This is a genomic window from Wolbachia endosymbiont of Drosophila nikananu (assembly GCF_028981865.1).
GTDB lineage: Bacteria > Pseudomonadota > Alphaproteobacteria > Rickettsiales > Anaplasmataceae > Wolbachia > Wolbachia pipientis_B.
In genome coordinates, this window is the sequence record NZ_JAPQLL010000065.1 from 9,526 (window position 1) to 23,015 (window position 13,490).

Consider the following 13,490-nt stretch of genomic DNA (forward strand, 5'->3'; position numbering starts at 1 on the left):
TTCCAGTGCTTGGCACTGGAATCCAGCCTTTATTATGCAGCCACTTGGTTGAAATTACGTCTTCTGGATCCCAGTGTCTGAGCACTGGGATGACAAAGAAATAGGCACTGGGATGACACCATGACAACCGTCATCCCGCTACTTGTTAGCGGGATCTCTTGTTAGCGGCTGAGATACCGCGAATGAATCGCGGTATGACGGTTCACGGCGGAATGACGGTTAAGTAATTCGTCATTCCGCTATGTGTTAGCGCCGTGACGGTATGACGTAGGATTGCTGTCATCCCGCTACGTGCTAGCGGGATTTCTTGTTAGCGGCTGAGATACCGCGAATGAATCGCGGTATGACGGTTCACGGCGGAATGACGGTTAAGCAATTCGTCATCCCGCAGCGGGATCTCTTGTTAGCGCCGCGGCGGTATGACGTAGGGCTACAGGTGTCATCCCAGTGCCCAGACACTGGGATCCAGAAAACCTAACTTTAAATAAGTGGGCTGCATAATAAAGACTGGATTCCAGTGTCAAGCACTGGAATGACATCATAGGGGCACTGCCCACTTGTGGCCCAAACTACAACGTTCGTACAGTTGTGGGTAACAGGAGGTAATGCAAGGAATCTAATAGCGCAGCAACACGGAACCCCATGTGAGACCTGCACCTATTGCAATCAGCAGTACCAGATTTCCTGATTTTATTTTTGATTCTTGTATTGCATAGTCTAAAGCTAGTGGAATTGACGCTGCTGAGGTGTTTGCATGCTTATCAACGGTATTAATCACTTTCTCTATAGGGAGATCTAACTTCTTTACTACTGCTTCAATAATACGAATATTTGCTTGATGGGGAATTAGCCAGTCAATATCAGTGATTTTCAAATTATTGCATCTTAGTGTTTCCTCTACTGAGGCTGTTAACTTATCCACTGCATGTTTAAACACTTCTCTTCCATTCATGCATATTTTTCCAGAATCACCAGTAGAGGATACCCCTCCGTTCGTACATAGTACATCTACGTTGCCATCAGAGTATAAGTTTGTTGATATGATGCCACTTCTACCAATTTCTGATTTCATCACCACTGCACCAGCACCATCACCAAAGAGTACACAAGTTGACCTATCTTCCCAGTCAACAACCCTAGACATTATTTCAGCACCTATAACCAATGCATATTTAATTCTATCGTTAGATTTTATAAGCGAATCAGCAACTGTAACTGCATATATAAAACCAGAGCATACTGCTTGTACATCAAAAGCAAATGCATTTTTACATTTTAACTTACTTTGTACAATCGTTGCACAGCTAGGCAAAGTTTTATCAGACGTTGTTGTTGCAACTATAATCAAGTCAATTTCATCTACTGAAATTTTAGCTTTTTCTATAGCACTTTTTGCTGCATTTACAGCTAGATCTGACGTTAATTCTCCTTCATCTGCTATATGCCTTTGAACTATTCCTGTCCTCTGCCTTATCCATTCATCGCTCGTCTCAACTATCGATGCAATTTCGTTGTTACTCAACATTTTTCTTGGTAGGTAAGATCCAGTGCTTAATATGAAACTTTTATTCAATATGACTTACCCCATTAATTATCTTTTGATTTAAATTTTCACTAATTGCATTTACTGCAAATTTTATAGCATGAGCAAAAGAAATAGCATCAGAATTTCCATGACTTTTAATGATGATACCATTCAGCCCCAAAAACATAGCTCCACTTTTAATTTTGGGATTAAAACGCGTTAATGCTTTATTTAGTTTAGATTTTAACAATATACCAATAAGCATTTTCGCTATCCACGAGTTGAATACTTCCTGCTTTATTAGATTGATAAAAGTATTAGCGGTTGCCTCAGCTGTTTTGAGCATTACATTGCCAACAAAACCATCAGCAACAATCACATCTATATTGCCCTCTAAAAATTCACTTGCCTCTATATACCCTTTGAAATTAATGCCTGGAGCGTTTTTAAGCAACTCAAAAGCGCCGCGCACTGAGTCATTACCTTTAACTTCTTCTGTACCGATATTTAGCAAAGCAACCTCAGGATTGTCAATTTTTAGCGCTACTTTTGCAAATATACTTCCCATTAATGCAAACTGGAATAACGAATCGGCATTACAATCGACATTTGCACCAAGGTCAAGCAAAGCAAAGCTTTTTGTCTTAGTTGGACAGATAGAGACAATAGCAGGACGATAAATATTTGGTAATGTTCCTAAAATAAATCTAGAAATTGCCATCAACGCCCCGGTGTTGCCTGAAGATACCACTCCGAAAGCTTTACCTTCTTCCACTGCAACAATTGCAGCTTTCATACTTGAGTCTTTACGATGTCTCAGCGCAAAAGATGGCTTATCATTTGCAAGGACATTGTCAGAACAATGAGTAAACTCAGAATTGTTACTTACTTTTTTATATTTCAAAAGCAAAGGAGATACTTTTTCCTTATCTCCATAAATATGAAAAAGAACTTTAATGTCTGGGTCAACAAGATTATCCAAAAAAAAACCAGCACCCTGAATTACGGAAAGAGGCGCAAAATCGCCCCCCATAGCGTCAAGTGCAATCACTATGTGATTATTGACCGTAGGTAACATACCATAATAGTCATTCTGCCTGTTGCTTAATGAAAACTCGTTTTCCTTTGTAACTGCCATCGACTGCTACATTGTGAGGCAACATGAATTCCCCAGTTGCTGAACATACCACAATATTCTTGGGCTCAATAGCATGATGAGAACGATGCATATTACGCCTTGACTTTGACTTTTTTCTTTTTGGAACTGCCAAAACTTCCTCCATTCTACTACAAAATTCAATTCATTAGTAACATGTTTTTTACAAGAAGTAAACAGGGATAATAAAATAAGTAAGGTCTGTTTATATAATTTAAGTTATAAATCCTTCTTGCGAAGCTTGCAATTTATACAAACATTTGCTTTTGCAGGCAGTCCATTAAACTCTGGAGTCAATTTTACCTCAAGCACAATGGTGTCATCCGAGTAGCTTGACTACTTGAATCCAGAAAACTTAATTTCAACCAAATAATAAAGACTGGATTCCAGTGTCAAGCACTGGAATGACACCATTATAGAGTGAACCAGTGTTAAGTACTGCCTTTGTGTTTGCAGAGCTGTACGAACATTGTGATTTGAGAGCAATCTCCACTAGAGAGGATGTCATCCCAGTGCTTGACACTGGGATCCAGCTTAAGTTGGTAAGCATAAAAGTAGCCGTTTTATGTTAAAATACACCGTTTTGATGATTATGAAAAGGCTAGATTCCAGCGTCACGCGCTGGAATGACATCATTTGCTATGCAAATTGCTTTTAGAAAGATAAACGTTCGTATAGTTGTGTGCGGTATAAGGTAAAGTTACGTTAGCTATTGAACTTAAAACATATCTCAGCTATACTTTGCGATAAAGTTAATAAAAATTTTAATAAAATCAGTAACTCTAGCTAAAACGAATACAAAGTGAGCTTTTTTGATATAAATAGTGTTAGAATAATTGGTAGGTACTTTATCAATTTTTTGTTAAGGCTTGGTAGTGCATTCATATTTTTTATTCAATCTCTATACCACTGCTTTGTGCCGCCATATTATTTTAGCAACGTAGCAAGACAAATTATAGAGATAGGCTTTTTCTCTCTGCCAATTGTTGGGCTCACTGGAGTTTTCATAGGAGCGGCAATAGTTTTACAAAGCAGCTTGAGTGACTCATTAATTAACCAAGAGCAGATAATACCCAAACTTGTTACGATCACTATCATTAAAGAGTTAGGACCAGTTTTGATCAGCTTAATAATGGTAGGAAAGGTTGGATCATCAATTGCGGCAGAAATTGGTACAATGCGCATCACCGAGCAAATAGATGCCCTTACAACTTTGAACATCAACCCTTTCAAATATTTAATTGCACCAAGAGTTTTGGCATCAGTTATAGTATTCCCTATACTTACAATATGTGCAGATCTAATAGGAATATTTGGAGGGTATGTCACTGCAGTCTTCGAATTTAACCACAATCTAAATATATACATTAAATACACAGCTCAATTCTTTAATATGTACGATTTTATTGTTGGGCTAATAAAAGCAATTGCTTTTGGCGCCATAATTTCTGTCTCAAGTTGCTATTACGGTTACCATTGCAAAGAAGGTGCACGAGGAGTAGGTGTTGCTACAACATCAACTGTTGTCTTATCGTCCATACTGATCATTTTAGCAAACTACATGATTACTTTGATACATGCGTAACCCCATAATATCAATATTGAACTTAAGCTTATCTTTTGATGATAGGACAGTACTAAAAGATCTAAGTTTCGATATATTAAAAGGGGAATCATTAGTCATACTTGGCGGCTCAGGAAGCGGCAAATCTGTACTAACAAAAACAATTATCGGCTTGCTTGTTCCAGACTCAGGGTCTGTTAAAATAAATAGTAAAAGCAAAAATAAATTTGGTGTTTTATTTCAAAATTCCGCTTTATTTGACTACGTTACAGTGTGGGAAAATATATCTTTTAATTATAAAAAGCGCTTTAATATCAGCAAAAAGGAGGCAAAACAGCTAGCAATCGAGAAGTTAAATGATGTTGGACTGGAGGAAAGCATAGCAGATATGTTTCCAATAGAGCTATCAGGTGGAATGAAAAAAAGAGTAGCACTTGCAAGGGCGATTGCACACAATCCAGAAATCATCATATTAGATGAGCCAACTTCAGGATTGGACCCGATTATGTCAGATATAGTAAACGAGATAATAGTAAAATTATCTAGAGATCTTAACCCTACAATTATCACGATTACACATGATATTCATAGCGCATTTAAAATAGCTGATAAAATAGCAGTGTTATATGAAGGGGAGATCATTTCCCATGGAACTGTTCAGGAAATACAAAATACTAATAACGAATATATAAAGAAATTCATTCGTTATATAAGGTAGCAGACATTGGAATTCGGATTTTTTTCAAACTGGGTCCTATATAAGATGACAGAAATTGTTTGTATTAGCTATATTCAAAAGCCCTATTGATATTTTGCAATATTTGTGATAAAATAATAGCTTAAGGTTGAGAATAAAAATTTATGAGTGAAGCTCAGGGGCCAAATATTGCAGAATGGCAAGCGCAGCAGCAACACCAAGAAGCCGCTGGTGAGAAAAGTGGTTTTGGTCTTGGTCATAGTGACTCTGTTTCAACAGTCGTGGATGGAATGAAATGGTTGTTCAACTTTCATGAAGGGGCGATTGCTGCTTATAGTAACGTGTTTGAAGGTTTGGTAAGTGGCAGTAGTTTAGTAACACTGTTTGGAAAATCAGGTAATATGTTTGGCATAAAATTTCTTGAAAGCCTTGCAGAACATTTTTCAGGTGGAGGTGGGGAAGATATGCCATCAGAAGGAATGGATATGGCTCATGGTGATGAGGGACCTCACTCAGATGATTACCCTCATACCAATAATGAAATGGCTCATAATGCTGATGGTTTGCAAGACATGCATGATGCAGGTGATCACCATGGTCAATCTTTTTCACCTGGTCCTTCACCATCTGTTGGCGATGACCACGGACCTGAACTTGGTTAAACGCTTAAAAACTGCTGAATAGTATGCGAGAAGACCTAATAAGAAAAGTTGCTATTGTTGTGAGTTTGTCTTAGTGAAAAAGGTTTCAGTTTTAGGATCAACAGGAAGTGTTGGAAAAAAGACTGTAGATTTGCTCTCAAAGAGAAAAGAAGAATACCAAGTGGAAGCACTAAGTGCCCATTCAGACTTTGCTCTACTGGCACACCAAGCAAAACTGCTGAATGCAAAATACGTTGCTATCTCCGATGAAAGGTTTTACAAAGATTTAAGAGAAAACCTAGTTGGTACGGATGTAAAAATAGCAATTGGTGCTGAAGGTCTAGTAAATGTTGCTTCCCTACCCGTTGATCTCTCAGTTATTGCAATAGTTGGTATTGCAGGCCTTGGGCCAGTTATAGCAGTCATAGAAAGTGGCACTAAAGTCATTGCACTAGCGAACAAAGAAAGCATTGTTTGCGGTGGAAAGTTATTACTCAAAAAAGCTAAAGAAAAAAACGTACAAATAATCCCTATCGACTCTGAACACAACGCAATTTTTCAAGTTTTGCAAAATGACGACAAATGCGTAGAAAAAATCATACTTACTGCTTCTGGTGGACCATTCTTAAACTATAGTTCTGAGCAATTAAGAAATGTCATGGTAGATCAGGCGCTTAGTCACCCCACTTGGAATATGGGAAAGAAAATCTCGATTGATAGTGCAACAATGATGAATAAGGCACTAGAGATAATAGAAGCACATAACTTGTTTAATATCAGTCCGAGTAAAATTGAAGCAGTAGTGCATCCTGAGTCAATAGTACATGGAATTGTAGTCTATCAGGATGGTTTCAACTTTGCTGTGCTTGCAGAAAATGACATGGCAATTCTTATTTCATATGCTTTGTCTTGGCCAGAAAGATCAGCTTTAAATCGTAAATTAGATTTAACAAAGCAAGGAAAGTTGACCTTTCAAGAACCAGACCATAAGCGTTTTCCTGCGCTAAAGCTTAGCATGGCAGTGTTAAACTCTTCTGCTCCACAAACAAACAGTATTGTGCTCAATGCTGCAAATGAAATAGCTGTTAATGAATTTTTGAAGTCACGAATTGGCTTTTTAAAAATAGTAGAGATAGTGGAATCAACAATGGAAAGTTTTGATAGTTACACTGATATTAATTCACTATCTGATATAATAAATATTGATTGTGAAAGTCGTATTATTGCCAATAAAATCGTTGAAAGTAAAGTTGTTGCGTATAGCTAGAGTAATGTAACCGGACTTATAGTGCTGACATTAGCCAACGGAGAAACAGAGCTTTTTGATCGAGACTTTGGAAGATATCAGTAAAGCTTATGTATTAAATAGCCGCAATAAGGTAGATAAGCCTAAACGCCATCATGTCTTTAGGAGAGTTTGCTAATGAAGGTTCTTAAGTTGACGCCATTGACTGTTCTCCCTCGCCATACCGTCATGGTATCTCTAGATCCCGCTAACAAGCAGCAGGATGACGGTTGTCAGGCTAGCCTGTCATCCCAGTGGCCAGACACTGGGATCCAGAAAAGTTTGCTTGTAAGCAAGCAAACTAGCATAGAAAGTGGTTGTTAAAACACAACGTTTTCGATGAGATTATATGGAAAACTGGATTCCAGTGTCAAGCACTGGAATGACACCATTTGCTGTCTTCAAAAATGAATGTTCGTACAGCTATATCCATGATCTCCAGAATGTTGTCCCGCATTAGAATGAGAAAACGTCCCACTAGGTTCGATGTCATGATAAGAAGGAGCAGTTGGAGAGTAAGGAGGTGGTGTCATAATCTCCACAACCACGCCCTTGTCCAAGATAGCTTCTTACCGCTTCTTTAGCCTTCTCAATATTATCTGACTCTTTCCCATGTTTCATATGAAAAGCCACACCACCAGTAAAACATACAAGAGAGTTGACGCCAAGGACAGCTAAACCCCACGTTGGTAAGACTGGGTAAAACACGCAAGCTATCAAAGCTGCTAAAGAAATAGCGCCAACCGCAAATTCTATATTTCTGAATGTTTTAAGTTTATTATCGAGATAATCTATTTTTTCTTCTTTTCTAGCCGCTTTTCTGCTGCTGTTATACCAAAAACACATACCAGCATGGAAAGCAACACACACAACTGCAGCTACCATACCTAAAGCTAATAGCTTTCTACTGTCTTCTGAGTCTTTTTTCTTATCTTCTCTGCTTTGATGGCTACCACTACTGAAACCAGGGTTATTTATAACTGTAGTATGACCACCAAACAGGCTGCGAAGTAGTAAATAATCCCAAAAATCTAAACCTCTACCATTGTGTACATGTACGTGTGTAACCTGAGGCCTGTAGGTTGCGTTATTCCCTGCGTTATATTGATTATTTCTGCTTTCTGTATTGTGTCTATTAGTTGAGTTTAGACGTGTAAATTCTTCATACGCATTTTTAAAATTCTCCTCACTCCAATTTGTGGTGTTTTGCATATTACGAAATTGTAAAAACTCTTTAACATCACTGTTACCACCTGATTTCTTTATATAGGCTAACGCATACCTTTTTAAAACACTATCACTTGCTACCATAAATACTCTCTTAAGTTAAGACTAAATTAATAAATACTTATTATAACAAAGTAACGTCTTCTTGTCAAATCAACCATAACTTAATACCCAATCAATATCCTTTCCACCAGTTCTTTTATTGTCGGTACATAGCCATTCTCATAAAATGGGTCTTGCTTAAATTTGTACACATTGTGACCGGAAAACATGAGTTCGTTTTCAATATCGCCGTCATGTATAATGTTTTGCAGTGTTTTTTGTATACAAAAACTTCGTGGATCTGGCTTTCGTCCCGTTGAATGGTCGCCGTGATCCTTCCAATTGCTAAACAAACAATGACTTAAGCATCCCATACAATTGATTTGATCTTGTCTTATCTCTGCAAATTTGCCTGGTGTCACAAAAATAACAGTTGTATCTGGAGTTTTCATTGCTTCTGTATACCCTGCTTTAGTCCATGTATTTGCCAGCTCTTTGTCTTTTGAAGTAAGGTAGATCTTCCTACCTCTGCTACCCATTGCAAATTCACTACTGAATTCTTTGCTGGCATTTTCTGAAAATTTTATTTGACGTAAGTTTCTCTCCTGTAACTCACGTATGAAGTTATTTTTTACTGCAGATGAGTAAAACCCTGTTGGACTGAATTTATTTAAAAATACATCACCTTCTTCTAAAGTGAGTAGCTTCTTTTTCCACTCTGCAGAAATTGGGCTTTCTTTCGTCAAAAGTGGACGAGTGCCAAACTGAAAAGCTATAGGGCCAATTTGCGAATTGTTAAGCCAATGTTCCCAATCTTTCAAATGCCACACTCCTCCTGCCATAACAATTGGTGTTTCTGAAAGACCGATCTCGTTCATGAAAGATCTAAGCTCTGCAACTCTTTCAAATGGAGCTTGTGGTAGCTCTGGGTCTTCACTGTTACTGAGTCCATTGTGCCCTCCAGCAAGCCATGGATCTTCATACACTACTCCACCAAGCAAATAGGAAGATATTCTTTGGTAAGTACGCTTCCATAATGCTTTAAAAGCACGCACCGATGAGACAATAGGGTAATAATAAACCTGATATTTAGCTGCAATTTCTCCAAGCCTATAAGGCATACCAGCACCGCAGGTAATACCATGAACTAAGCCTTTTGCTTTTTCTAATATGCCATGAAGCACGCGTTCTGCTGCTCCCATCTCCCAAAGCACATTCATATGTATTCTTCCATGACCTTTTGATATTTCATTCGCTATTTTTGCCTGACTGATTCCAGCTTTAATACTATACTCAATCAATTCACTGTGTTTTTCATTTCTTGTTTTACCTTTGTAAATCAGCGGCACTAACTCACCATTATCATCAATAAGCTTAGCATTTGCACCAGAAAACGTACCCACAGCATCTGCTGCAGCAAATGCTCCACTTGACCTTCCATCACTGATTGCGATGCCTTTGCCGCCCTCGATGATTGGCCACACTTCCTTTCCTGAAATTACTATCTTTTTTATCTTATTTTTCAAAACTTCCTCGCAATCTTTCACTCTATTTTACTTAATTACTAAAAAAATAATAGCTGTTTATTTTTTCTTATATCATCAGAGCCTCTGCATAGCCAAATTTGGGTTTTGAGTAGACACAGCAGCTACTGTAATATAGTTTCGAAAGAAGTCTAATGTATTTTGCTATATGATCATAGGTCTAACGGGCGGAATTGGGGTAGGAAAGAGCTTTGTAGCTAATTGCTTTCAAGAGTTTGGTGCTGCTGTGTTTGATGCTGATTCTGTTGTACACCAACTTTATAAAGTGGATAAAAGCATAATAAGTTATGCAGAAAAAAATTTTCCTGGAGTGGTAGTAAATGGTGAAATAGGTAGAACAGTACTGTCTAAATATTTCTTAGCCTACGATGAAAATTGGAAACAATTTCAATCTTTGGTTCACTCTGCTGTGCTGCGTGAATTAGAATTTTTTATTGCCAAGGAAAAAAAGATCGATAGAAAGCTTTTAGTTTTAGATGTGCCACTTCTATTAGAAACAAAATTTCATTCATACTGTGACCTTATTATTTTTATCTATGCAGATAGCGTTGTGCAAGCTCAAAGACTTAACGAACGCAACATAGATAAAGAAAAGCTAAATTTAATCTTCAATGTTCAGTTATCTATTGAGGAGAAAAGGAAGATGAGTGGCTTTATTATCGACACCAGTGTAAGCAAAGAGTATGTTTTTTCTCAAGTAAAAGATATAGTGGATTCATTAAACCTCAACACGTAGCTCTACTTCATACCACCGTAGTATCTCTTGGCCGCTAACAAGCAGCGGGATGACGAGGTTATCTTCATACTGCCGCGAACCGCCATACCGCCGCGGTATCTCTAGATCCTGCTAACAAGCAGCGAAATGACGATTGTCGATAAATCTAAGTTACTTTAGCAACAGTTATTCTCCACCAAATTACTCCGAATTTTAGTTGTATTATTTGCGGATTTCACTGCTAAAATCTCAAATTTTGAGCTTGTGTTCAGAAATAATTCGATTGACCTGCCAAAAAAATCGTATCTCCACCCCTTGAATAGTTTATCTATCTGCCCAGATATTGACCCGGTTAATTCATCTTTTGAAGAAACTAATTTCCTTGATATATTACTTTCTTTACATTTACTATCTAAAATAGTTGAGAGTATATCGAATATAGATTTGTCATAATTATTCGGTAAGATGCTGTTTTGCTGCATCCAATTTTTTTCATTTTCATTAAAAATATTTACAAACTCTAGTAAATCTGCATCTTTTATATTTTTTGCATTCCTCTTGAGATCATCTAAAATCTCATCAACATGCTCTACATTTTTTTCAATAAAACCAGCTATGACAGCATTATTAATTACTTTATTACGATTCATATTATAGCGCTGTGCTAAGGTCTCTTGCCATTCACTAACTGCTTTAACAGTTAATACCAATCTTGGATTTGCTTCATAATTAAATTTAATTCTCTTCCATGCATCTTTTGGACTATGTAAATACTTATTTATATTAACTATTGATTCCATCTCTTCTTGAAACCAGCCCATTCTATTATTTTCTTCAAGTTTATTGCACAATATTTGGTATAAGTAATATAGGTGTACCACGTCGTTTATTGCATAGTCTAACTGATCCTTGGACAACGGACGCCTTAACCAATCTGAATTTTTAGCTTTAATTTTATCCAGCACTACTCCTTGATATTGCTCTACTACTTTTGAGTAACCAATAAAGTCATGATAATAATGACAAAACATAGCGGCAACTTGGGTATCAAAAATGGGAGTGGGAATACATTTAAACACAGTGAGTAAGGATTCTATATCCTGCCGGCAGCTATGAAACACTTTGGTTATCCCCTGATTTAGCATTATTTTTTTAATGAATGATAAATCAATTTCTGGCACTAATGCGTCTACAATAAAACTCTTCTCTCCGTAAGAAATTTGAATTAACGATAATTTTGGGTAGTAGGTTAAATTATTTCTAATGAACTCCGTATCAACTGCTATAAATTTCGGCTTTTTTGCTATTAATTCTTCACACGTATTTTCCAGCTCTGATGTTGTACTAATTAGCATATATTTTTCACTTGGCGGTTCTACTTTTTCTGGGTAAGGTCACACTTTAACCTCTCTAAATTTGCTCACAACCTCTTAACTTGACGCATAGGACTCCCTACTTGGATGACAGATAGTAGTGCAAAAGCCTCTTACAACTTACTTTTAATTAGTCTAACCCATGCGTGCCAATCCCTCTCACCAAAATTGCTTTCAAAAGATAGGAGATCCTTTACAGCTTTTGAGCAAATTTCTTCACTTGGAATTGATAACTCCCTATTCATTGCTAACGTTAAACATTGAGTTTTGCACGCTCGTTCTAAATGATACGTGTAAAACATTGCTTCTTGTATAGTCCGACCACACGTTATAGATCCATGATTGCGCATTAACATGACAAAATTTTCTTTCAGATCAGCTATTAACCTCTTTCCTTCTGTATTGCTAAGTGCTAGGGAATTATAATTATAGTAAGAGATTTTATTGTAAAAGTGCAGTGCCCATTGACTTATTGGAAGTAGTCCATCTTTTAGAGAAGAAACTGCTACAATAGAAGGTGTATGCAGGTGAAAAATTGCTTGAATGTCTTTCCTTGCTTGATAAACAAAACCATGAATTATATAGCCAGTTTTATTATATTGATATTCTGTACCCTCAATCACATTTCCATCTAGTGATACTCTCATCAATGAATTTTCATTCACTTCGTCAAAGCGTATACCAAATGGGTAAATATAAAACGACTTTTGATCTTCAGAACGTACCGAGAGGTGAGTATATGTATGATCATCCAGTTTAAGGTAAGACAAAATCTGATAGGCATAGACTAGATCCCTTTTTACTCTGCTCTTTGTTAACAACACAATCCTCTGTTAGAATCTTCTGAAGATTTATACACGAAAAAAGGCTTATAGTAAACTAATAAGTCTATGCTACTCTGTCTTGCTTTCTGAATATCAAACACTTTTGTGTTGTAGCTTGCTTAAAAACAGTTATCGTTATTATAGAGTTTATATACAGAATTTATGTTTCTAAATTGCATAATATCTTAACTATAAAAGTAATTTTCCATGTAATGTTTCATATGTTTTAAAGCTTTATTTTTATGTTATTATAAATGTAAGTTCAAGATTGAAAATAATATGGTAAGTATTAACACAAAAAAACAGCCAGTAGGATTCTTCATATATCTCTCTGGTCTTCCGGGAAGTGGTAAACTTTCCACAGCAATAGAATTATCCAATATGATAGACGCATTAATTGTAAATAGTAAGTTCTATAACAATGTTCAAGTTTGCTCTATATACAATGGTGTCTTTGAACGTGATCAAATACCTAAAGAAGTTCAAGATAGAATATATGGCATTATGCAAATTATGTTTCAGGCAATAGAAAATTATCCGATTCACTCAAAAAATTACATATTTATTGATGAGTTGATGGAAAATAATGACCAGAACATGAGGATGTATGATTCAACAGTAAGACTTAGTAAAAAAATGAACACAGAAATCCTTCCTGTGGTACTTAGGTGTGATCTACCGACATTACAAAAGCGTATTGCATTAAAAAGGCAAAGAAAAAATAGGAAGGTGACTAATGTAAATAGCATGATAGAGCAATTTAGGATTAACAATTTATTTATACCACCGAGTGCCATAGAGATAGAAAATTCAGATATGAGTATAAAAGAAGTAGCTCAAGAGATAGTAAACCAGATGCACAAGCTTAGCCAAATTAGCATGTACGCGAAAGAATAG

At 36.7% G+C, this 13,490-nt stretch carries 14 protein-coding genes and 2 pseudogenes; 7 read left to right on the forward strand and 9 right to left on the reverse strand.

Features of this window, described 5'->3' with window-relative positions:
* Positions 1 to 88 (reverse strand): annotated as a pseudogene (locus tag OZD67_RS06625) (WPE palindromic element domain-containing protein); the annotation flags it as partial.
* Positions 89 to 444: 356 nt separating this feature from the next.
* On the opposite strand from OZD67_RS06625, the pseudogene OZD67_RS06465 reads away from it, so the two are divergent.
* Positions 445 to 538, forward strand: a pseudogene (locus OZD67_RS06465) (WPE palindromic element domain-containing protein); the annotation flags it as partial.
* 78 nt (positions 539 to 616) lie between these two features.
* Here the strand turns inward: OZD67_RS06465 and OZD67_RS04505 are convergent.
* The 4 genes from OZD67_RS04505 to OZD67_RS06470 all read right to left on the reverse strand — a co-directional run bounded on the left by OZD67_RS04505 (position 617) and on the right by OZD67_RS06470 (position 3,231).
* Positions 617 to 1,573 carry a beta-ketoacyl-ACP synthase III gene (locus OZD67_RS04505; protein WP_182183124.1) on the reverse strand — a complete coding sequence of 319 codons (957 nt, stop codon included), beginning with the start codon at positions 1,571 to 1,573 and terminating at the stop codon, positions 617 to 619.
* A complete protein-coding gene (plsX, locus tag OZD67_RS04510; RefSeq protein ID WP_182184185.1) occupies positions 1,566 to 2,603 on the reverse strand; it encodes a phosphate acyltransferase PlsX in 1,038 nt (345 codons plus the stop codon). Before plsX ends, OZD67_RS04505 begins: the two co-directional genes overlap by 8 nt.
* A gap of 10 nt (positions 2,604 to 2,613) precedes the next feature.
* The gene (gene rpmF, locus OZD67_RS04515) at positions 2,614 to 2,796 is read right to left on the reverse strand and encodes a 50S ribosomal protein L32 (protein WP_182183126.1); all 183 of its coding nucleotides are present in this window, start codon (positions 2,794 to 2,796) and stop codon (positions 2,614 to 2,616) included.
* Between the two features lie 246 nt (positions 2,797 to 3,042).
* Positions 3,043 to 3,231 (reverse strand): hypothetical protein, encoded by a 189-nt coding sequence (locus OZD67_RS06470; protein WP_259346626.1) that lies wholly within the window; start codon positions 3,229 to 3,231, stop codon positions 3,043 to 3,045.
* 252 nt (positions 3,232 to 3,483) lie between these two features.
* On the opposite strand from OZD67_RS06470, the gene OZD67_RS04525 reads away from it, so the two are divergent.
* The 4 genes from OZD67_RS04525 (at position 3,484) to dxr (ending at position 6,850) form a co-directional block, all read left to right on the forward strand.
* Positions 3,484 to 4,266 carry an MlaE family ABC transporter permease gene (locus tag OZD67_RS04525; protein WP_182183128.1) on the forward strand — a complete coding sequence of 261 codons (783 nt, stop codon included), beginning with the start codon at positions 3,484 to 3,486 and terminating at the stop codon, positions 4,264 to 4,266.
* Positions 4,259 to 4,963, forward strand: coding sequence for an ABC transporter ATP-binding protein (locus OZD67_RS04530; protein WP_182183130.1), 705 nt, complete (start codon positions 4,259 to 4,261; stop codon positions 4,961 to 4,963). The genes OZD67_RS04525 and OZD67_RS04530 overlap by 8 nt, the downstream gene beginning before the upstream one ends.
* 143 nt (positions 4,964 to 5,106) lie before the next feature.
* Positions 5,107 to 5,604 carry a hypothetical protein gene (locus tag OZD67_RS04535; RefSeq protein ID WP_182183132.1) on the forward strand — a complete coding sequence of 166 codons (498 nt, stop codon included), beginning with the start codon at positions 5,107 to 5,109 and terminating at the stop codon, positions 5,602 to 5,604.
* 73 nt (positions 5,605 to 5,677) lie between these two features.
* Positions 5,678 to 6,850 carry a 1-deoxy-D-xylulose-5-phosphate reductoisomerase gene (dxr, locus tag OZD67_RS04540; protein WP_182183133.1) on the forward strand — a complete coding sequence of 391 codons (1,173 nt, stop codon included), beginning with the start codon at positions 5,678 to 5,680 and terminating at the stop codon, positions 6,848 to 6,850.
* A 507-nt stretch (positions 6,851 to 7,357) separates the two neighbouring features.
* Here dxr and OZD67_RS04545 read toward each other — a convergent pair.
* Together OZD67_RS04545 and OZD67_RS04550 are read right to left on the reverse strand one after the other, a co-directional pair.
* Positions 7,358 to 8,179, reverse strand: coding sequence for a hypothetical protein (locus OZD67_RS04545; RefSeq protein ID WP_259346628.1), 822 nt, complete (start codon positions 8,177 to 8,179; stop codon positions 7,358 to 7,360).
* Between the two features lie 80 nt (positions 8,180 to 8,259).
* Positions 8,260 to 9,663: an NAD(P)H-dependent flavin oxidoreductase gene (locus OZD67_RS04550; RefSeq protein WP_182183135.1), complete on the reverse strand. Its 1,404-nt coding sequence runs from the start codon at positions 9,661 to 9,663 to the stop codon at positions 8,260 to 8,262.
* Positions 9,664 to 9,829: 166 nt separating this feature from the next.
* On the opposite strand from OZD67_RS04550, the gene coaE reads away from it, so the two are divergent.
* Complete coding sequence (coaE, locus tag OZD67_RS04555) at positions 9,830 to 10,417, forward strand: dephospho-CoA kinase (protein ID WP_182183137.1); 588 nt, start codon at positions 9,830 to 9,832, stop codon at positions 10,415 to 10,417.
* 155 nt (positions 10,418 to 10,572) lie between these two features.
* Here coaE and OZD67_RS04560 read toward each other — a convergent pair whose 3' ends face one another.
* Together OZD67_RS04560 and OZD67_RS04565 are read right to left on the reverse strand one after the other, a co-directional pair.
* Complete coding sequence (locus OZD67_RS04560; protein ID WP_182183138.1) at positions 10,573 to 11,751, reverse strand: ribonuclease D; 1,179 nt, start codon at positions 11,749 to 11,751, stop codon at positions 10,573 to 10,575.
* A 131-nt stretch (positions 11,752 to 11,882) separates the two neighbouring features.
* The gene (locus OZD67_RS04565; RefSeq protein ID WP_182183140.1) at positions 11,883 to 12,593 is read right to left on the reverse strand and encodes a class II aldolase/adducin family protein; all 711 of its coding nucleotides are present in this window, start codon (positions 12,591 to 12,593) and stop codon (positions 11,883 to 11,885) included.
* A gap of 279 nt (positions 12,594 to 12,872) precedes the next feature.
* Here OZD67_RS04565 and OZD67_RS04570 point away from each other — a divergent pair, with 279 nt between their 5' ends.
* Positions 12,873 to 13,490 carry an AAA family ATPase gene (locus OZD67_RS04570; RefSeq protein WP_375138150.1) on the forward strand — a complete coding sequence of 206 codons (618 nt, stop codon included), beginning with the start codon at positions 12,873 to 12,875 and terminating at the stop codon, positions 13,488 to 13,490.

Bases quoted from the DNA above. Each gene is read 5' to 3' on its own strand.
- plsX (WP_182184185.1), bottom strand. From the start codon at position 2,603: ATGTTACCTACGGTCAATAATCACATAGTGATTGCACTTGACGCTATG.
- OZD67_RS06470 (WP_259346626.1), bottom strand. From the start codon at position 3,231: ATGCTTACCAACTTAAGCTGGATCCCAGTGTCAAGCACTGGGATGACA.
- OZD67_RS04530 (WP_182183130.1), top strand. From the start codon at position 4,259: ATGCGTAACCCCATAATATCAATATTGAACTTAAGCTTATCTTTTGAT.
- OZD67_RS04535 (WP_182183132.1), top strand. From the start codon at position 5,107: ATGAGTGAAGCTCAGGGGCCAAATATTGCAGAATGGCAAGCGCAGCAG.
- OZD67_RS04545 (WP_259346628.1), bottom strand. From the start codon at position 8,179: ATGGTAGCAAGTGATAGTGTTTTAAAAAGGTATGCGTTAGCCTATATA.
- coaE (WP_182183137.1), top strand. From the start codon at position 9,830: ATGATCATAGGTCTAACGGGCGGAATTGGGGTAGGAAAGAGCTTTGTA.
- OZD67_RS04560 (WP_182183138.1), bottom strand. From the start codon at position 11,751: ATGCTAATTAGTACAACATCAGAGCTGGAAAATACGTGTGAAGAATTA.
- OZD67_RS04570 (WP_375138150.1), top strand. From the start codon at position 12,873: ATGGTAAGTATTAACACAAAAAAACAGCCAGTAGGATTCTTCATATAT.